We start from the raw sequence: 17840 nt of genomic DNA, 5'->3' as shown, positions 1-17840 counted from the left end.
GGCATGGAAATGCGCGCAGATCTGTTGATTGTCGGTGCTGGTATGGTCGGCAGCGCTCTGGCCCTGGCGTTGCAGCACAGCGGCCTGGAAATTCTCTTGCTCGATGGCAGCCCGTTGTCGATCAAGCCCTTTGACCAGCAGTCGGCATTCGAGCCGCGGGTCAGCGCCTTGTCGGCGGCCAGCCAGCGCATCCTCGAGCGCCTGGGCGCCTGGCAGGGGATCAGCGAACGGCGCTTGAGCCCCTACTCGGACATGCGTGTGTGGGACGGCAGTGGCACTGGCCAGATCCACTTCTCGGCCGCCAGCGTGCATGCCGAGGTGCTCGGCCATATCGTCGAGAACCGGGTGGTGCAGGATGGCCTGCTGGAGCGCCTGCACGACAGCGAGATCGGCCTGCTGGCCAATGCCCGCCTGGAGCAGATGCGCCGCTCCGGCGACGACTGGCTGCTGACCCTGGCCGACGGTCGTACCCTGCGTGCGCCGCTGGTGATTGCCGCTGACGGTGCCAACTCGGCGGTGCGCCGCCTGACCGGTTGTGAGACGCGCGAGTGGGATTACCTGCATCACGCCATCGTCACCAGTGTGCGTTGCGCCCAGCCGCATCAGGCGACCGCCTGGCAGCGCTTTACCGATGAGGGGCCGCTGGCGTTCCTGCCCCTGCTGCGCGATGGCCAGCAGGATTGGTGCTCGATCGTCTGGTCGACCACGCCGGAGCAGGCCGAACACCTGATGGCGTTGAGCGACGAAGGGTTCTGCGCCGAGCTCGAGCGTGCCTTCGAAGGGCGCCTGGGCAGCGTGCTGCAGGCCGATCCGCGGGTCTGCGTGCCACTGCGTCAACGTCACGCCAAACGTTACGTGGCCGAAGGCCTGGCGCTGATTGGCGATGCCGCGCACACCATTCACCCGTTGGCCGGGCAGGGTGTCAACCTCGGTTTTCTCGATGCCGCGGTGCTGGCCGAAGAGCTGCAACATGCCTACGAGCGTGGCGAGCGCCTGGCCGATATTCGCGTGCTGAGCCGTTTCGAGCGCCGGCGCATGCCGCACAACCTGGCCTTGATGGCGGCGATGGAAGGTTTCGAGCGCCTGTTCCAGGCTGATCCATTGCCCTTGCGCTGGTTGCGCAATAGCGGCCTGAAATGGGTCGAGCAACTGCCGGAAGCCAAGGCTTTGTTCGTGCGCCAGGCCCTGGGCTTGAGCGGTGACCTGCCGGAACTGGCGCGGGCCTGAGGGCCCCGCAACATCTGGTAACTCCTCACTTGTGAGTTCGGTTGAGAAGCCAAATGGGATTAACTACCATTTGCGCCTCTCTTGAACTCCGAGGACCGCACCATGTTGCCACGCAAGCACGTACTGGCCGCCCTGGCTCTGACCCTGTTCGGCACTGCCGCCCAGGCGGCGGACGAGGTGGTGGTGTATTCCTCGCGCATCGACGAGTTGATCAAACCGGTATTCGACGCCTACACCAAAGAGACCGGGGTGAAGATCAAGTTCATCACCGACAAGGAAGCACCGCTGATGCAGCGGATCAAGGCCGAGGGCGAGAACGCCACTGCCGACCTGCTGCTCACCGTCGACGCCGGCAATCTCTGGCAGGCGGAGCAGATGGGCATCCTGCAGCCGATCAAGTCGGACATCATCGACAAGAACATCCCCGCCCAATACCGTGCCTCGTCCCACGACTGGACCGGCCTGAGCCTGCGCGCGCGGACCATTGCCTACTCCACCGACCGGGTCAAACCCGAAGAGTTGAGCACCTACGAGGCCCTGGCCGACAAGAACTGGGAAGGACGTCTGTGCCTGCGTACGGCGAAGAAGGTCTACAACCAGTCGCTGACCGCCACCCTGATCGAAACCCACGGCGAGCAGAAAACCGAAGAAATCATCAAGGGCTGGGTCAACAACCTGTCCACCGACGTGTTCTCCGACGACACCGCGCTGCTCCAGGCGATCAACGCCGGCCAGTGCGACGTCGGTATCGTCAACACCTACTACTACGGCCGCCTGCACAAGGAAAACCCCAAGCTGGCAGTCAAGCTGTTCTGGCCTAACCAGGCTGACCGTGGCGTGCACGTCAACCTCTCGGGCATTGGCCTGACCAAATATGCGCCGCATCCTGAAGCGGCGAAGAAGCTGGTCGAATGGATGACCGGTGAAGAGGCGCAGAAGATCTTTGCGGGCGTGAACCAGGAGTTCCCGGCCAACCCGGCTGTGGCGCCTTCGGAAGAAGTGGCCGCCTGGGGCAAGTTCAAGGCCGACAGCATTCCAGTGGAAGTAGCCGGCAAACGCCAGGCCGAAGCCATTCGCCTGATGGATCGGGCTGGCTGGAACTAAGCGCCAGGCTTTATCCTTCCGGGGCCCTATCGGGCCCCAATCGCTGGCAAGCCAGCTCCCACAGGGATAGCGGTGCTCTCTTTTCACTGTGGGAGCTGGCTTGCCAGCGATCGACCGCAACGCGGTCGCAATCATTCCCATAGAGATTTCACTTTTGGCCCACCCCGCCCAACGCCGCTGGTACCCCCTGGTCTTCACCATCGCCGCCCTGGTGCTGCTGCCGCTGAGCGTGCTGTTGTTGTCCTGGCAGTCGGTCGACATGCAGATCTGGTCGCACCTGCTCGATACCCAGATGAGCCGCCTGCTGGGCAACACCCTGACGCTGATCCTCGGTGTCGGCGTCGGCGTGACGGTGCTGGGAGTGAGCCTGGCCTGGCTGACCAGTCTGTGCGAGTTTCCCGGGCGGCGCTGGCTCGACTGGGCCCTGATGCTGCCCTTCGCAATTCCGGCCTATGTGCTGGCGTTCGTGTTCGTCGGCCTGCTGGATTTCGCCGGGCCGGTGCAAACCCTGTTGCGCGAGTGGTTCGGGCCCATGCACCTGCCGCGGGTGCGCTCCACCGGCGGGGTGATCACCGTGCTGGTGCTGGTGTTCTACCCGTACGTTTACTTGCTGGCCCGTAACGCCTTCCTGGCCCAGGGCAAAGGCCTGATGGAAGCGGCACGGGTACTGGGACTTTCGCCGCTGCAGGCATTCTGGCGGGTCGCCATGCCCATGGCGCGGCCGGCGATCGGTGCCGGGGTGGCGCTGGCGTTGATGGAGACCCTGGCGGATTTCGGCGCAGTGTCAGTGTTCAATTTCGACACCTTCACCACCGCCATCTACAAGACCTGGTACGGCTTCTTCAGCCTCTCCAGCGCCGCCCAGCTGGCCAGCCTGCTGTTGCTGGCGGTGATGCTGGTGTTGTACGGCGAGCGGCGTGCCCGTGGCGCGGTGCGCAGCAGCAACGAACGGCCGCGGGGCAAGGCGTTGTATCACTTGCGTGGATTCAAGGCGCTGGCTGCCAGCAGCTGGTGCCTGCTGGTGTTTGCCTGTGCCTTCGTGGTGCCGATGCTGCAACTGATGGTGTGGTTCTGGCAGCGCGGCCGCTTTGACCTCGACGAGCGCTATGCTGGCCTGATCCTGCATACCCTCTACCTGGGCGCCATGGCGGCGCTGATTACCGTGTGTGTCGCCCTGGTGCTGGCGTTTGCCCGGCGCCAGGCACCGACGCCGGGCATCCGCGCGGGTGTCGGTCTTGCCAACCTGGGCTATGCCTTGCCCGGTTCGGTGCTGGCGGTGTCGATCATGCTGGCCTTCAGTTACCTCGATAATCAGTTGGTGGTGCCGCTCTCCAACTGGCTGGGTGGCGCCGGCAAGCCGTTGCTGCTCGGTAGCCTGTCGGCTTTGTTACTGGCTTACCTGGTGCGTTTTATTGCAGTGGCCTACGGGCCATTGGAAAACAGCCTGGGGCGGATTCGTCCTTCTTTGCCGGAAGCGTCCCGCAGCCTGGGCGTCAGCGGTCCGAGATTGTTTTTCAAGGTGTATCTACCCTTGCTGGTGCCCGGTGCAATGAGTGCAGCGCTGCTGGTGTTCGTCGACGTGCTCAAGGAGATGCCGGCGACCCTGCTGATGCGCCCGTTTGGCTGGGACACTCTGGCAGTACGGGTGTTCGAAATGACCAGCGAAGGCGAATGGTCGCGAGCGTCGCTGCCGGCCTTGACCCTCGTGTTAGTCGGCCTGTTGCCGGTCATCGGGCTGATTCGACGTTCGGCCCAGCACCCGGGTCAAACGCGCTGAGGGTGTAAGCCTGCCTCCTTGCAGCTACAATGCGCGGCATTCGCTGCGGCCGGTCCTACAGGCCGGGTAGCTGCAACGCTGCCAGCCGTAGCCTCGCCACGCCCGGAAGGAGAAACCCATGGGACAGCGTACGCCTCTTTATGACCTGCACTTGGCCCTTGGCGCCAAGATGGTCGATTTTGGCGGTTGGGATATGCCTCTGCATTATGGTTCGCAGGTCGAGGAGCACCATCAGGTGCGCCAGGCCTGCGGCGTATTCGATGTATCCCACATGACCGTGATCGATATCCGTGGCGTCCAGGCCCGCTCTTGGCTGCAGCATGTGCTGGCCAACGATGTCGACCGCCTTGGCGCTCCCGGCAAGGCCCTGTACAGCACCATGCTCAACGAGCAGGGCGGAGTCATCGACGATATGATCGTCTACCGTTGTGAAGACGGTTACCGCCTGGTGGTCAACGCTTCGACCCGCGACAAGGACATGGCCTGGCTGCAGGCGCGCAAGATCGGTTTCGAAGTCGAACTCAGCGAACGCCCGGAACTGGCCATCCTGGCCATCCAGGGCCCGGACGCACGGGAAAAGGTCGCTGAACTGGTGACTGCCGCACGCGCCGCGTTGATCCGTGAACTGAAACCCTTCGAAGGCCTGGCCGACGGCGACTGGTTTATCGCCCGCACCGGTTACACCGGTGAGGATGGCCTGGAAATCATCTTCCCCGCTGTCCAGGCCCCGGCATTTTTCAACGACCTGGTCGGCGCCGGCATTGCCCCGAGCGGCCTTGGTGCGCGCGACACCCTGCGCCTGGAAGCCGGCATGAACCTTTATGGCCAGGACATCGACGAAGCCCATACGCCGCTGACTTCGAACCTGGGCTGGAGCGTCGCCTGGGAGCCGGCAGCGCGCGATTTCATCGGCCGTAAAGGCTTGTTGGAAGAAATCGAGCATGGCGTCGAGCAGAAACTGGTCGGCCTGGTGCTCGAAGAACGCGGGGTTTTACGCGCCCACCAGGTGGTCCGTGTCGCCGGGATTGGCGAAGGGGAGATCACCAGTGGTAGTTTCTCTCCTACGCTGAGCAAATCCATTGCCCTGGCGCGGGTGCCGATGGCCACCGCCGATCGTGCCGAGGTGGAGATCCGCGGCAAGTGGTACCCGGTGCGAGTGGTCAAGCCGACCTTCGTGCGCCATGGCAAGATCCTGATCTGAACCTTTCTGGCGGGCCAACCGCTGACCCAATCGAGGACAACAATTATGAGCAATATCCCCGCCGACCTGCGTTTTGCCGAAAGCCACGAATGGGCCCGGCTGGAAGCTGATGGCACTGTGACTGTCGGGATCAGCGACCACGCCCAGGAAGCCCTGGGTGACGTGGTGTTCGTCGAGCTGGCGGAAGTGGGCAAGGTCTTTGCCGCCGGCGATGCGGCGGGTGTGGTCGAGTCGGTCAAGGCAGCTTCCGACATCTACGCACCGGTCAGCGGTGAAGTGATTGCGGTCAACGAGGAGCTGGCCGACAGCCCTGAGTCGCTGAACAGCGATCCGTACGCCAGCTGGATCTTCAAGCTCAAGCCAAGCGACAAGGCCGAGCTGGACAAGCTGCTCGACGCCGCCGGTTACAAAGCCGCCATCGGCGAATAGTTTCACGCAGGCGGCAATCTCTTCCTAGACTCAATATGCCTCGAGCGCTCGAGGCTTGGTCGAGGAAGAGAGAGCCGCTATGTCCCAGTCGCCGTCCCTGAGCCAACTGCAAGACCGCAATTCTTTCCTGCGTCGCCACCTGGGGCCCGATGCCTCGGAGCAGCAGGCCATGCTCGCCACCCTCGGCGTTGGCAGCCGGCGCGAGCTGATCGAGCAGACCGTGCCGCCGGGCATTCGCCTGATCCGGCCGCTGGACCTGCCTGACGCCCTCGATGAACAGGCCGCCCTGGCCAAGCTCAAGGGCTACGCCGAGCAGAACCAGGTGTGGACCAGCCTGATCGGCATGGGTTATCACGGCACCGTCACCCCCACCGTCATTTTGCGTAACGTCCTGGAAAACCCGGGCTGGTACACCGCCTATACCCCGTATCAACCGGAAATCGCCCAGGGCCGCCTGGAAGCTTTGCTCAATTTCCAGCAGATGATCATCGACCTCACCGGCCTGGACCTGGCCAACGCCTCGTTACTCGACGAAGCCACCGCCGCGGCGGAAGCCATGGCCCTGGCCAAGCGCGTGGCCAAGTCGAAAAGCAATGCCTTCTTCGCCGATGAACACTGCCATCCGCAAACCCTCTCGGTGCTGCAGACCCGTGCCGAAGGCTTCGGCTTCGAACTGATCGTCGACGCTGTGGATAACCTCGCCAAGTACCAGGTATTCGGGGCTTTGCTGCAATACCCCGATACCCATGGCGAAGTGCGCGACCTGCGCCCGCTGGTTACCCAGTTGCATGCCCAGCAGGCATTGGCCTGTGTAGCTGCCGACCTGCTCAGCCTGGTAATGCTGATGCCGCCGGGCGAGCAGGGCGCCGATGTGGTGCTGGGCTCGTCCCAGCGCTTTGGCGTGCCCATGGGCTTTGGTGGCCCGCATGCGGCGTATTTTGCCTGTCGTGACGAGTTCAAACGGGCCATGCCCGGGCGCATCATTGGCGTGTCCAAGGATGCCCGGGGCAACACTGCGTTGCGCATGGCCCTGCAGACCCGCGAGCAGCATATCCGCCGCGAGAAGGCCAACTCCAACATCTGCACTGCCCAGGTACTGCTGGCCAACATCGCCGCGTTCTATGCGGTGTACCACGGCCCGGAAGGCTTGCAGCGCATCGCCCAGCGCGTGCATGCGCTGACCTTCGTGCTTGCTGCGGGCCTGGAGAGCAAGGGCATCAAGCGCCTCAATGAACACTTCTTCGACACCCTGACCCTGGAGGTCGGTGGCAGCCAGACGGCAATCATCGAAAGCGCCGAGGCGGTGCAGGTCAACTTGCGGATTCTTGGCCGCGGGCAACTGGGCGTGAGCCTCGACGAGACCTGTGACGAAAGCACGGTCATGCGCCTGTTCGATATCTTCCTCGGCGCCGACCACGGGCTGGATATCGCCGCGCTGGATGCCCTGGCGCAGCCCGAAGGCATTCCGCCAGCACTGGTGCGGCGCTCGGACTTTCTCCGTCACCCGGTGTTCAACCTGCACCACAGCGAAACCGAAATGCTGCGCTACCTCAAGCAGCTGGAGAACAAGGACCTGGCACTGAACCAGTCGATGATCCCGCTGGGCTCGTGCACCATGAAACTCAACGCCAGCAGCGAGATGATCCCGATCACCTGGCCCGGCTTTGCCCTGCTGCACCCCTTTGCGCCGGCGGCACAGGTGCAGGGTTACAAGGCGATGATCGACGAGCTGGAAAGCTGGTTGTGTGCGATCACCGGCTTCGATGCCATCTGCATGCAGCCCAACTCTGGCGCCCAGGGCGAGTACGCCGGGTTGATGGCGATTGCCAAGTATCACCGCAGCCGCCATCAACCGCAGCGCGATATCTGCCTGATCCCGGCTTCGGCCCACGGCACCAACCCGGCCTCGGCGCAGATGGCCGGGATGCAGGTGGTGATCGTCGAGTGCGACCAGGCCGGCAACGTCGACCTGGCCGACCTCAAGGCCAAGGCGCAGGCGGCCGGCGAGAAGCTGTCATGCCTGATGGCCACCTATCCATCGACCCACGGCGTCTACGAGGAGGGCATCAGCGAGATCTGCGAGGTTATCCACAAGCACGGCGGCCAGGTGTACATGGACGGCGCCAACCTCAATGCCCAGGTCGGCCTGGCGCGACCGGCGGATATCGGTGCCGATGTCTCGCACATGAACCTGCACAAGACCTTTTGCATCCCCCACGGCGGTGGCGGCCCGGGCATGGGCCCGATCGGCGTGCGGGCGCATCTGGCGCCCTTTGTCGCCAGCCACCCGGTAATCCCGCTACCCGGCCCCGACCCGCAGAACACAGCGGTCAGCGCCGCGCCCTGGGGCAGCGCCAGCATCTTGCCGATCAGCTGGATGTACATTGCCATGATGGGCCCGCAGCTGGCCGATGCCAGCGAGGTGGCGATCCTCTCGGCCAACTACCTGGCCGAGCAGTTGGGCGGCGCCTTCCCGGTGCTTTATCGCGGACGCAACGAACGGGTGGCGCATGAGTGCATTCTCGACCTGCGGCCGCTGAAAGCCCTGACCGGGATCACCGAGGAGGATGTGGCCAAGCGTCTGATGGATTACGGCTTCCACGCACCGACCATGTCATTCCCGGTGCCGGGGACCTTGATGGTCGAGCCGACCGAGAGCGAGTCCAAGGCCGAGCTGGACCGCTTTGTCGAGGCGATGTTGAGCATTCGTGCCGAGATCCGCGAAGTGCAGGAGGGTAACTGGCCGGCAGAAGATAATCCGCTCAAGCATGCGCCGCATACGCTTGAGGATGTGCTGGGCGTATGGGAGCGGCCCTACAGCATTGCCCAGGGCGTGGCGCCCAGTGCCCATGCGCGGATGCACAAGTACTGGCCGGCGGTGAACCGGGTCGACAACGTGTATGGCGACCGGAATCTGTTCTGTGCCTGTGTGCCGGTGGAAGATTACCGCTGAGGCAATTGTTTCGGGTAGGAGCGGGCTTGCCCCGCGATGAGGCCGGTGCAGACTGGCTTTTTCGCATTCGCGGGGCAAGTCGAGGCGTCGCACCGCCGCTCCCACAAGGGTTGTCGTTTACTCGCTGGCTACCGCGTTCTTGGCCAGGATCGCATTGGCCAGTTCCATGTCACTGACTTTCAGGCCCGGGTTGTCGGCGCGGACTTTCTGCATCGCCGCTTCCAGGTATGGGCCGCGAATCGCACCTTCGCTGGCGACAAAGCTGCCGGCATCATCCTGGGCAGCCACGACCAGCTTGTGGTCTTTGGAGGTCAGGTAAGAGGACGCGGTGGTGGCGCCAGAAGAGATGACGTTGCGCCAGAAGGTATCAGCCATGGCAGATCCAACCGGCAGGGAGAGCAGGGCAAGGGTTGCGACTGCAAACTTGAAACGCATTAAGGTGACTCCAACTGAGGTGAACTGGGGCCTTTGATTGGGTTTATGTGGATCTAGTTCCCTGGCCAGATAAAAGGTTTGGCGCCTGCTTCAGGCGATGACGCGAAGCACTTCGGCCTCGGTTGTCTGCCCTGTGGCAACCTTCTCGGCGCCACTGTGCTTGAGGCTGAGCATGCCGTCATCAAGCGCCAGTCGGCGCAAGGCGAGCAGATCGAGGTCGGGCTCGATTCGGGCTTTGAGTGCATCACTGATGCCCAGCAGTTCGTAGATCGCGCTACGTCCGTGATAGCCGGTCTGCCGGCATTCACTACAGCCCACCGCTTGATGGCTCTGCCCCGGCGACGCTGGCGCGGCCTTGCAGTGCTTGCACAGGGTGCGCACCAGGCGCTGGGCCATGACCCCGATCAGGCTGGCCTTGAGCAGGTAAGGCGCGATACCCAGCTCCAGCAAGCGGGTGATGGCGCTGCAGGCGTCGTTGGTGTGCAGGGTCGAGAGCACCAGGTGCCCGGTGAGGGCGGCCTGGATCGCCACCTGGGCAGTTTCCAGGTCTCGTATCTCGCCGATCATGATGACATCCGGGTCCTGGCGCAGCAGGGCGCGGGTCCCGGTGGCAAAATCCAGGTCGATGCTTGGTTGCACCTGCAACTGGTTGAAGGCCGGCTCGACCATCTCGATCGGGTCTTCGACGGTGCACAGGTTGATCTGCGGGGTGGCCAGGTGCTTGAGGCTGGCGTAAAGGGTGCTGGTCTTGCCCGAGCCGGTGGGCCCGGTGACCAGGATGATGCCATGGCGATGGTCAAGCATCGACAGCCAGCGCCTGAGGTCGGCTCCGCCGAGGCCCAGTTGCGCAAAGTCCTGTTGCAGCAGTTGCGGGTCGAAGACTCTGAGCACCAACTTTTCGCCGAAGGTAGTGGGCAGGGTCGACAACCGCAGCTCGACCTCTTCGCCGCCAGGCAGGCGGGTCTTGATCCGGCCATCCTGGGGGCGGCGCTTTTCTGCGACATTCATGCGCCCCAGGTTTTTCAGGCGGCTGACCACAGCCAGGGTGACCGGCCCCGGGAACTGGTAGACCGGATGCAGCACGCCGTCGATACGAAAGCGCAGCTGACCCTGGTCGCGCCGGGGTTCGAGGTGAATATCGCTGGCGCGCTGTTCGAAGGCGTACTGCAATAGCCAGTCGACGATGCTGACGATATGCGCATCGTTGGCTTGCGCCTCGCGGCCCCGGTTGCCCAGTTCGAGCAACTGCTCAAGATTGCCCGCGGCCGTCGGCATTGACTGTTGCTGGCTGGCGCCACTGACCGATTGTGCGACCTGGAAAAACGTCTGGCTGAGCTGGCGGATCTGCACCGGGCTTGCCAGCACGCGCTTGATCGGCCGTTGCAGCACCTGGGCCAGGTCCGCTTCCCAGGCGCGTACATAAGGTTGTGCGCTGGCCACGGTGACGCCGCTGGCATCGGCGGCCAGCGCGAGGATGCCGTGGCGCCGGGCGAACCCTGCGGACATCAGGCCGGTGAGCCGGGCAAGGTCGATCTTCAGGGGATCGATATGCAGGTAAGGCTGGCCAGCCTGCCTGGCCAGCCATTGGCACAGGGTACCCAGGTCCAGGCGTTGGCCGGGATTGCCCAGGTCGGCAAGCTGTTGGCTGGCGATCCATTCGAGTGGGTGCTGCTCGTGCTGCACGGGAGGGCAGATGTTGCGATCATCCGGGCTGATGCGTTGATCGGCCACCAGCTCGTCAAGCAAGGTGCCGAGGTCAAGCCAGCGATCTTCGCTGAGGTTGTGCATGCGTGCGGGCTTCCTTGCCGCGCCACCGACAGTGGTGGCCTGAGCAAGGTTAGCCGCTGAGGCGGGCTTTCCACGGGTACAAGGGTTACCAGGCTTTTCGGGTCTCGCTCAATTGCACCTCGGTCACGCAGATCAGGTTGCGCATTTTTTGTGCAATCAGTTCGGCGCGGTGCCAGCTCAGGCCGCTGATGCCGATCTCGACGTTGAGCAGATCATCCTCTTGCTCAACCTTCAGCCGATGCGGCACCAGAAATTGCAGGGCAAACAGGTTGAGCAGCCGGCACAGGCTGTCGGGCTCGGCTTCTACCTGCAGTTGGTAGCAGACATCGCTGTGCACGTTGCTGGCGGCCCAGACATCGTTGCGCAAGGGCGTAAGGGGGCTGTCCAGCCGTTCGAGAGCGCTCATGGGATTCTCCGCAGAAAGTGGAGAAATTTTTACATGCAGGTCGGGGTATTTCTTCTCTATGATCGTGCGATATCGCCAGCTATTGAATAGCTCAATTCGTTACTATCCGTTTTGGAGGAATAATCATGCACAGCGAGTTAGACGCCTATGACCGGCGCATCCTGGCCTTGCTGCAGGAAGATGCCTCGCTCTCCAGCGCGCAGATCGCCGAGCGCGTGGGCTTGTCGCAATCGCCATGCTGGCGGCGCATACAACGCCTGAAAGAGGAGGGGGTGATTCGCGCCCAGGTAACCCTGCTCGACCGCAAGAAGATCGGCCTGAACACGCAGATTTTCGCCGAGGTCAAACTCAACGCCCACGGGCGCTCCAACTTCACCGAGTTCACCGAGGCGATCCGCGGCTTTCCGGAAGTGCTGGAGTGTTATGTCTTGATGGGCGCAGTGGATTTTCTGCTGCGCATTGTCACCCCGGACATCGAAGCCTACGAACGGTTCTTCTTCGAAAAGCTGTCGATGGTGCCGGGGATCCAGGAGGTCAACTCGACCGTGGCCTTGTCCGAAATCAAGTCCACGACGAGTCTGCCGGTATTGCCTTGAGCCTTACTTGCGCAGCAGATGCTTCCAGCCGCGACTCTGGAACACCGCCATGGCCTGGTGGACGCGGGCTTCGAGCACTTCGTCGCTGATCGGCAGGTTGGCCAGCTCGTGCAGCTTGTTCAGTTCACCGAACAGGCGGTCCAGGTCCGGGCTCTCCAGCACCTGACGGGCGTGGTGCAGCCAGGCTAGCAGGCGTTCGATCCGCGGCAACTGCTCGGCCAGGTCTTCCGGCTGGCGATGGTATAGCGGCAGGTTGAGGGCCCTGGCTTCTTCGGCCAGCAGCACGTTCAGCCAGTTGGCCAACTGTGCGGCGCCCTGGCGGTCGCCGCGCTTGTTGCGCTCGACGGTCCAGCCACGGGCCAGCAGCCAGCGCGAGGTTTCCAGGGAGAACTGGCCCCAGCGGGTTTCCAGCAGCTCTTCAGCGAACTGCTCGGGCGCAGCGCGACGCACGTCTTCATCGTCGGCACCGGCCAGCACCAGCGGGCGCCAGTCTTCGAGCAGGGCGTCAAGGCTGTTGCGCAGCTCGCGGGTGCTGGCGCGTGGGCCGGCCTGACCGAGGCTGCTGGCCAGGGCGCGCAGCTCCCAGAGGCTTTCGACCCAGTCCTGCAGCAGGCGCCAGTGGCCATTGAAACGGTACTGTTCGGCCAGGCGCTGGCTGCTGCCGAGCAACTGCCAGGCCAGCGCAGCGAAGGCGTCGTCGAGGGTCATCTCGGCGTTCAGTTCGGCGCCAGGCAGGCTCAGGGCGTAGCTGCCGGCGTCGAGCAGGCGGTAGCCGCGCTCGGCCTTGCTGATGTCGCAGGGCATCAGCGGCAGTTTTGCCGACAGCTCGGCGGCCAGTTCCAGCAGGGCTTCGGGGGCGCCTTCGCGCAGCTCCAGCTCCAGCTCGCAGATTTCTTCCTTCTGCTTGCCGGCGACCACGGTGCCGAGGTCCAGTGCGGCTTCGATCACCACCTTGGCCTTGCCGCGGCCCCAGGCGATTTCGGCGTATTCACGAGTGAAATCGGTGGTGAACAGCGGCTTGATGGTCTTTTTGTCGACATCAGCCAGTTGCTCTGGCCAGCACTCGGCGTCGAGTTTTTTCAGGTCGAGCTTGGCCTTGGGCAACTCCCACTCGAACTCGTTGCGCTGGGACAGGCCGGCGACGCTCTGGCCGCGGGTCTTGAGGGTCTGGATCACCACATCGCCGTCGCGGCGCAGGCGCAGGGCGACCTTGGCGGCGGCCAGGTCGCGCTCCGGGGTGTCGAAGTACTGGTTGAGCAGTTCGCGGCTTTGCCACCCGGACTTGTTGCGCTTGTTCAGCAATGGGTGTTCACGCAGGGCGGCGAGGGTCTCGCGGCTGACCCGCAGTTTGATTTCGGTTTCTTTATGCATTGCTGGGTAATCCAGGCTCGAATGACAGGGAGCGTCTTGGGGGTGCAGTGTACAGGAGTCGGCTAGCGGCGGTTTATTCCCGGTGCCGGATGGCCCTATGATGGGCTTCGCCCAAGGAGAAAGCGCATGCCGTTGCCATCGCTCAAAGAGCAGTTCGCCGCCCTGATCGCCGCGCCATCGGTCAGTTGCACCCAGCCGTCACTGGATCAGTCCAACCGTGCGGTGATCGACCTGCTGGCCGGCTGGCTGGGGGACCTGGGTTTTGCCTGCGATATCCAGCAGGTCAGCCCGGGCAAGTTCAACCTGCTGGCAAGCTACGGCAGCGGCCCGGGCGGGCTGGTGCTGGCCGGGCACAGCGACACCGTGCCCTACGACCCCGAGCTTTGGCAGACCGATCCGCTCAAGCTGACCGAGGTCGACGGGCGCTGGGTGGGCCTGGGCAGTTGCGACATGAAGGGCTTTTTCGCCCTGATCATCGAAGCCGTGCAGCCCTTGCTGGCTCATGACTTCAAGCAACCGCTGCTGATTCTCGCCACTTGTGATGAAGAAAGCTCGATGGCCGGCGCCCGCGCCTTGGCCGAGGCCGGGCGGCCCTTGGGCCGTGCGGCGGTGATCGGCGAGCCGACCGGGCTCAAGCCGGTCCGCCTGCACAAGGGGGTGATGATGGAGCGCATCGACATCCTTGGGCGCAGCGGCCACTCGTCCGATCCGAGCCTGGGCCATAGCGCCCTGGAGGCCATGCACCAGGTGATGGGCGAACTGATGAACCTGCGCCGGCAATGGCAGAAGGAATTCAGCAACGCGCAGTTCAGCGTGCCGCAGCCGACAATGAACTTCGGCTGTATCCATGGTGGCGACAACCCCAACCGCATCTGCGGCCAGTGTGCCCTGGAATTCGACCTGCGCCCGCTGCCGGGCATGGACCCTGAAGTGCTGCGTGCCGCCATTCGCCACAAACTGGCGCCGCTGGCCGAACAGCATCAGGTGCGCATCGACTATGCACCGCTGTTCCCCGAGGTGCCGCCGTTCGAGCAGGCCGCCGATGCGGAACTGGTGCGGGTAGCCGAACGTCTTACCGGTCATCGCGCCGAAGCGGTAGCCTTTGGCACCGAAGCGCCTTATCTTCAGCGCCTGGGCTGCGAGACCCTGGTGCTCGGCCCTGGCGACATCGCCTGCGCCCACCAGCCGGGTGAATACCTGGAAATGTCACGCTTGCAGCCTACTGTGCGTCTATTGCGTGAGTTGATCGAACATTATTGCCTCAGCCCGGTAATTGCCCGCTGAGCTGAACCGTTTTGCAGAGGAGATTGCGCGTGACGCCAAGCCTGTTCCGACGATAACCCTTCGAGCGCTGTGTGCTTTCCCGTTCTTGTCCCTATTTTCTACAGGCTCTCCGGTTATGCCCGAATACGTCAATTGGCTGCGTCACGCTTCGCCTTACATCAACGCCCACCGCGACTGCACCTTCGTGGTCATGCTCCCCGGTGATGGGGTCGAGCACCCCAACTTCGGCAATATCGTCCACGACCTGGTGTTGCTGCACAGCCTTGGCGTGCGCCTGGTGCTGGTCCACGGTTCGCGCCCGCAGATTGAAAGCCGCCTGGCTGCCCGCGGCCTGGCCCCGCACTACCACCGCGGCATGCGGATCACCGATGCTGCCACCCTGGAATGCGTGATCGACGCCGTCGGCCACCTGCGCATCGCCATCGAAGCGCGCCTGTCGATGGACATGGCCGCCTCGCCGATGCAGGGCTCGCGCCTGCGCGTGGCCGCTGGCAACCTGGTTACCGCACGGCCGATCGGCGTGGTCGAAGGCGTTGATTACCACCACACCGGCGAAGTGCGCCGGGTCGACCGCAAGGGCATCAACCGCCTGCTCGACGAGCGCTCTATCGTCCTGCTTTCGCCTTTGGGCTACTCGCCCACCGGCGAGATCTTCAACCTGGCCTGTGAAGACGTCGCCACCCGCGCCGCTATCGAGCTGGGCGCCGACAAGCTGTTGCTGTTCGGTGCCGAGCGTGGCCTGCTCGACGAGCAGGGCCGGCTGGTACGCGAGTTGCGCCCACAGCAGGTGCCCGCGCACCTGCAGCGCCTGGGCAGCGATTACCAGGGCGAGCTGCTCGATGCTGCCGCCGAAGCCTGCCGTGGCGGCGTGGCGCGCAGCCATATCGTCAGCTATGCCGAAGACGGCGCCTTGCTCACCGAGCTGTTCACCCGCGACGGTGGCGGCACCCTGGTGGCCCAGGAGCAGTTCGAGAAGGTCCGTGAGGCGGCGATCGAGGATGTCGGTGGCTTGCTCGACCTGATCAGCCCGCTGGAGGAGCAGGGCATCCTCGTGCGTCGTTCGCGCGAGGTGCTGGAGCGCGAGATCGAGCAGTTCAGCGTGGTCGAGCGCGAAGGCATGATCATCGCCTGTGCGGCGTTGTACCCGATTGCCGATTCTGAAGCGGGTGAGCTGGCGTGCCTGGCGGTGAACCCGGAGTATCGCCATGGTGGCCGTGGTGACGAGCTGCTGGAGCGTATCGAGACGCGGGCGCGGGAGATGGGGCTCAACACGCTGTTTGTGCTAACGACGCGGACAGCGCACTGGTTCCGCGAACGCGGCTTCGTGCCGAGCGGCGTCGAGCGGCTGCCGGCGGCGCGGGCATCGCTGTACAACTATCAGCGTAATTCGAAGATCTTCGAAAAAGCGCTGTAGCCTTTGGGGCTGCCTTGCAGCCCATCGCTGGCAAGCCAGCTCCCACAGGTCCGGTGTACACAGCACTTGTGGGAGCTGGCTTGCCAGCGATGAGGCCATAAAAAACGCCGTCGACTCAGGGGCCGACGGCGTTTTTCATTCCAGCATCCAACCGCTGTTACACGGTATGCAGATACCAGTTGTACTCAAGGTCGGAGATGGAGTGTTCGAACTCCTCCAGCTCGCTCTCTTTACAGGCCACGAAGATATCGATGTATTTCGGATCGATGTACTTGGCCAGGATCTCGCTGTCGTCCAGCTCGCGCAGGGCATCACGCAGGTTGTTCGGCAGGCTCTGCTCGTTCTGCTCGTAGGAGTTGCCTTCAACCGGCTCGCCCGGGTCGACCTTGTTGGTCAGGCCATGGTGAACACCGGCCAGTACGGCGGCCATCAGCAGGTACGGGTTGGCGTCGGCACCGGCTACGCGGTGTTCGATGCGCACGGCATCCGGCGTGCCGGTGGGCACGCGCAGGGCCACGGTACGGTTGTCCAGGCCCCAGCTCGGCGAATTCGGCACGTAGAACTGGGCACCAAAACGGCGGTACGAGTTGACGTTCGGGCAGAGGAACGCCATCGACGCCGGTAGGGTCTCGAGCACACCGCCGATCGCGTGACGCAGTGCGGCGTTCTGCTCGGGATCCTCGCTGGTGAAGATGTTCTTGCCATCTTTGTCCAGCACCGAGATATGGACATGCAGACCATTACCCGCCTGGCCCGGATAGGGCTTGGCCATGAAGGTGGTATCCATCTCATGGTCGTAGGCGATGTTCTTGATCAGGCGCTTGAGCAGGACCGCGTAGTCGCAGGCCTTCATCGGGTCGGCAACGTGGTGCAGGTTCACTTCGAACTGGGCCGGGGCGCTTTCCTTGACGATGGCGTCGGCAGGAATGCCTTGTTCCTTGGCGCCTTCGAGGATGTCCTGCAGGCAGTCGACGTACTCGTCGAGGTCGTCGATCAGGTACACCTGGGTCGAGATCGGGCGTTTGCCGGAAATAGGCGAACGCGGCGGTTGCGGACGGCCATTCACGTTCTCCTGGTCGATCAGGTAGAACTCCAGCTCGAATGCGGCACAGATGGTCAGGCCGAGCTCGTCGAACTTGCTCACGACCTGACGCAGGACTTCGCGCGGGTCGGCGAAGAACGGCTCGCCTTCGAGCTCGTGCATGGTCATCAGCAGTTGTGCGGTGGGACGCTTCTGCCAAGGCTCGTTGGACAGGGTGTCAGGGATTGGATAGCAGATGCGGTCGGCATCGCCGATGTCCAGGCCAAGGCCGGTGCTTTCGACGGTCGAACCGTTGATATCCAGGGCGAAGAGGGAGGCCGGCAGGTTGATGCCTTTCTCGTAAACCTTGTGGAGGCTGGTGCGCTCGATGCGCTTGCCGCGCACCACACCATTCATATCTGCAATCAGAAGGTCAACGTAGAGAACCTCAGGATGTTCCTTAAGGAACGCGTTCGCTTCGTTAAGCTGAACGGCACGCGGGGGTACCGACATGATGCAACACCTTTGTTGTTAAAAATATCAATCAATGGGGGCTTGCAGGTTCAGTCAATCGGAAAGCCTTGCTGAAGTCAAGCCAGCCCCATGATGCCCTAAAATGGCCCTCAAGCGGCATTTTTGCTGCAATTGGGGGCGCCGACAAGGGCTGCTTTCGTACGGTAACGGCGATCTTGAGCGGGGCGTGTTCTATTTTTTACGGGGGTGTTGTGTAAAAAAATGAACAAGGCTAAGCTCGGTGGCAACCCATAACACCAATAATACCGGGGGTTACATGTCACGCCTGCCGACAACCGGCATCATCGCCCGCCGTTCACA

General features: G+C 63.3%; 14 protein-coding genes. 9 read left to right on the top strand and 5 right to left on the bottom strand.

Translation table 11 applies throughout. The annotated features are described in order from the left end of the window. Positions 1-9 precede the first annotated feature (9 nt). From ABM562_RS04145 to gcvP, 6 genes are all read left to right on the top strand, one after another. Positions 10-1227 carry a 2-octaprenyl-3-methyl-6-methoxy-1,4-benzoquinol hydroxylase gene (locus ABM562_RS04145; protein WP_166675751.1) on the top strand — a complete coding sequence of 406 codons (1218 nt, stop codon included), beginning with the start codon at positions 10-12 and terminating at the stop codon, positions 1225-1227. Between the two features lie 102 nt (positions 1228-1329). Continuing rightward, the gene (locus tag ABM562_RS04140; protein ID WP_115084789.1) at positions 1330-2331 is read left to right on the top strand and encodes an extracellular solute-binding protein; all 1002 of its coding nucleotides are present in this window, start codon (positions 1330-1332) and stop codon (positions 2329-2331) included. A 154-nt stretch (positions 2332-2485) separates the two neighbouring features. Further along, positions 2486-4108, top strand: coding sequence for an ABC transporter permease (locus ABM562_RS04135; protein WP_134064901.1), 1623 nt, complete (start codon positions 2486-2488; stop codon positions 4106-4108). A 118-nt stretch (positions 4109-4226) separates the two neighbouring features. After that, the gene (gcvT, locus tag ABM562_RS04130) at positions 4227-5309 is read left to right on the top strand and encodes a glycine cleavage system aminomethyltransferase GcvT (protein WP_134064899.1); all 1083 of its coding nucleotides are present in this window, start codon (positions 4227-4229) and stop codon (positions 5307-5309) included. Positions 5310-5354: 45 nt separating this feature from the next. Then, positions 5355-5738 (top strand): glycine cleavage system protein GcvH, encoded by a 384-nt coding sequence (gene gcvH / locus ABM562_RS04125; protein ID WP_115084792.1) that lies wholly within the window; start codon positions 5355-5357, stop codon positions 5736-5738. Positions 5739-5817: 79 nt separating this feature from the next. Next, a complete protein-coding gene (gcvP, locus tag ABM562_RS04120) occupies positions 5818-8691 on the top strand; it encodes an aminomethyl-transferring glycine dehydrogenase (protein ID WP_115084793.1) in 2874 nt (957 codons plus the stop codon). Positions 8692-8808: 117 nt separating this feature from the next. Here the strand turns inward: gcvP and ABM562_RS04115 are convergent, their stop codons facing one another. The 3 genes from ABM562_RS04115 to ABM562_RS04105 form a co-directional block, all read right to left on the bottom strand. Then, the gene (locus tag ABM562_RS04115) at positions 8809-9126 is read right to left on the bottom strand and encodes a DUF2388 domain-containing protein (RefSeq protein ID WP_036994901.1); all 318 of its coding nucleotides are present in this window, start codon (positions 9124-9126) and stop codon (positions 8809-8811) included. A 90-nt stretch (positions 9127-9216) separates the two neighbouring features. After that, entirely contained in the window at positions 9217-10914 is a 1698-nt protein-coding gene (locus ABM562_RS04110; protein WP_460420963.1) for a GspE/PulE family protein, read from the bottom strand. Positions 10915-10999: 85 nt separating this feature from the next. After that, entirely contained in the window at positions 11000-11320 is a 321-nt protein-coding gene (locus ABM562_RS04105) for a hypothetical protein (RefSeq protein WP_134064891.1), read from the bottom strand. A gap of 125 nt (positions 11321-11445) precedes the next feature. On the opposite strand from ABM562_RS04105, the gene ABM562_RS04100 reads away from it, so the two are divergent. After that, entirely contained in the window at positions 11446-11916 is a 471-nt protein-coding gene (locus tag ABM562_RS04100) for an Lrp/AsnC family transcriptional regulator (protein ID WP_123565204.1), read from the top strand. A gap of 3 nt (positions 11917-11919) precedes the next feature. On the opposite strand, the gene ABM562_RS04095 is transcribed toward ABM562_RS04100, so the two are convergent. Then, entirely contained in the window at positions 11920-13287 is a 1368-nt protein-coding gene (locus tag ABM562_RS04095; protein WP_460420961.1) for a CYTH domain-containing protein, read from the bottom strand. Positions 13288-13413: 126 nt separating this feature from the next. Here ABM562_RS04095 and argE point away from each other — a divergent pair, with 126 nt between their 5' ends. Together argE and argA are read left to right on the top strand one after the other, a co-directional pair. Next, complete coding sequence (gene argE, locus ABM562_RS04090) at positions 13414-14571, top strand: acetylornithine deacetylase (protein ID WP_115084798.1); 1158 nt, start codon at positions 13414-13416, stop codon at positions 14569-14571. Positions 14572-14686: 115 nt separating this feature from the next. After that, positions 14687-15985, top strand: a complete 1299-nt coding sequence (gene argA / locus ABM562_RS04085; RefSeq protein WP_115084799.1) for an amino-acid N-acetyltransferase — start codon at positions 14687-14689, stop codon at positions 15983-15985. 157 nt (positions 15986-16142) lie between these two features. Here argA and ABM562_RS04080 read toward each other — a convergent pair whose 3' ends face one another. Then, positions 16143-17519 carry a glutamine synthetase family protein gene (locus tag ABM562_RS04080; protein ID WP_115084800.1) on the bottom strand — a complete coding sequence of 459 codons (1377 nt, stop codon included), beginning with the start codon at positions 17517-17519 and terminating at the stop codon, positions 16143-16145. Positions 17520-17840 lie beyond the last annotated feature (321 nt).

The sequence above is a fragment of the Pseudomonas sp. ZL2 genome (genome assembly GCF_054788455.1).
Note: the sequence above shows the minus strand (reverse complement) of the source record. Positions and strands in the feature narration are given on the sequence as shown.

What these genes read in the sequence shown, in the direction of transcription:
- ABM562_RS04140 (WP_115084789.1), top strand. Translation starts at nt 1,330, where the DNA reads ATGTTGCCACGCAAGCACGTACTGGCCGCCCTGGCTCTGACCCTGTTC.
- argE (WP_115084798.1), top strand. Translation starts at nt 13,414, where the DNA reads ATGCCGTTGCCATCGCTCAAAGAGCAGTTCGCCGCCCTGATCGCCGCG.
- ABM562_RS04095 (WP_460420961.1), bottom strand. Translation starts at nt 13,287, where the DNA reads ATGCATAAAGAAACCGAAATCAAACTGCGGGTCAGCCGCGAGACCCTC.
- ABM562_RS04105 (WP_134064891.1), bottom strand. Translation starts at nt 11,320, where the DNA reads ATGAGCGCTCTCGAACGGCTGGACAGCCCCCTTACGCCCTTGCGCAAC.
- ABM562_RS04145 (WP_166675751.1), top strand. Translation starts at nt 10, where the DNA reads ATGCGCGCAGATCTGTTGATTGTCGGTGCTGGTATGGTCGGCAGCGCT.
- gcvP (WP_115084793.1), top strand. Translation starts at nt 5,818, where the DNA reads ATGTCCCAGTCGCCGTCCCTGAGCCAACTGCAAGACCGCAATTCTTTC.
- ABM562_RS04110 (WP_460420963.1), bottom strand. Translation starts at nt 10,914, where the DNA reads ATGCACAACCTCAGCGAAGATCGCTGGCTTGACCTCGGCACCTTGCTT.
- ABM562_RS04080 (WP_115084800.1), bottom strand. Translation starts at nt 17,519, where the DNA reads ATGTCGGTACCCCCGCGTGCCGTTCAGCTTAACGAAGCGAACGCGTTC.
- gcvH (WP_115084792.1), top strand. Translation starts at nt 5,355, where the DNA reads ATGAGCAATATCCCCGCCGACCTGCGTTTTGCCGAAAGCCACGAATGG.
- argA (WP_115084799.1), top strand. Translation starts at nt 14,687, where the DNA reads ATGCCCGAATACGTCAATTGGCTGCGTCACGCTTCGCCTTACATCAAC.
- ABM562_RS04115 (WP_036994901.1), bottom strand. Translation starts at nt 9,126, where the DNA reads ATGCGTTTCAAGTTTGCAGTCGCAACCCTTGCCCTGCTCTCCCTGCCG.
- ABM562_RS04100 (WP_123565204.1), top strand. Translation starts at nt 11,446, where the DNA reads ATGCACAGCGAGTTAGACGCCTATGACCGGCGCATCCTGGCCTTGCTG.
- gcvT (WP_134064899.1), top strand. Translation starts at nt 4,227, where the DNA reads ATGGGACAGCGTACGCCTCTTTATGACCTGCACTTGGCCCTTGGCGCC.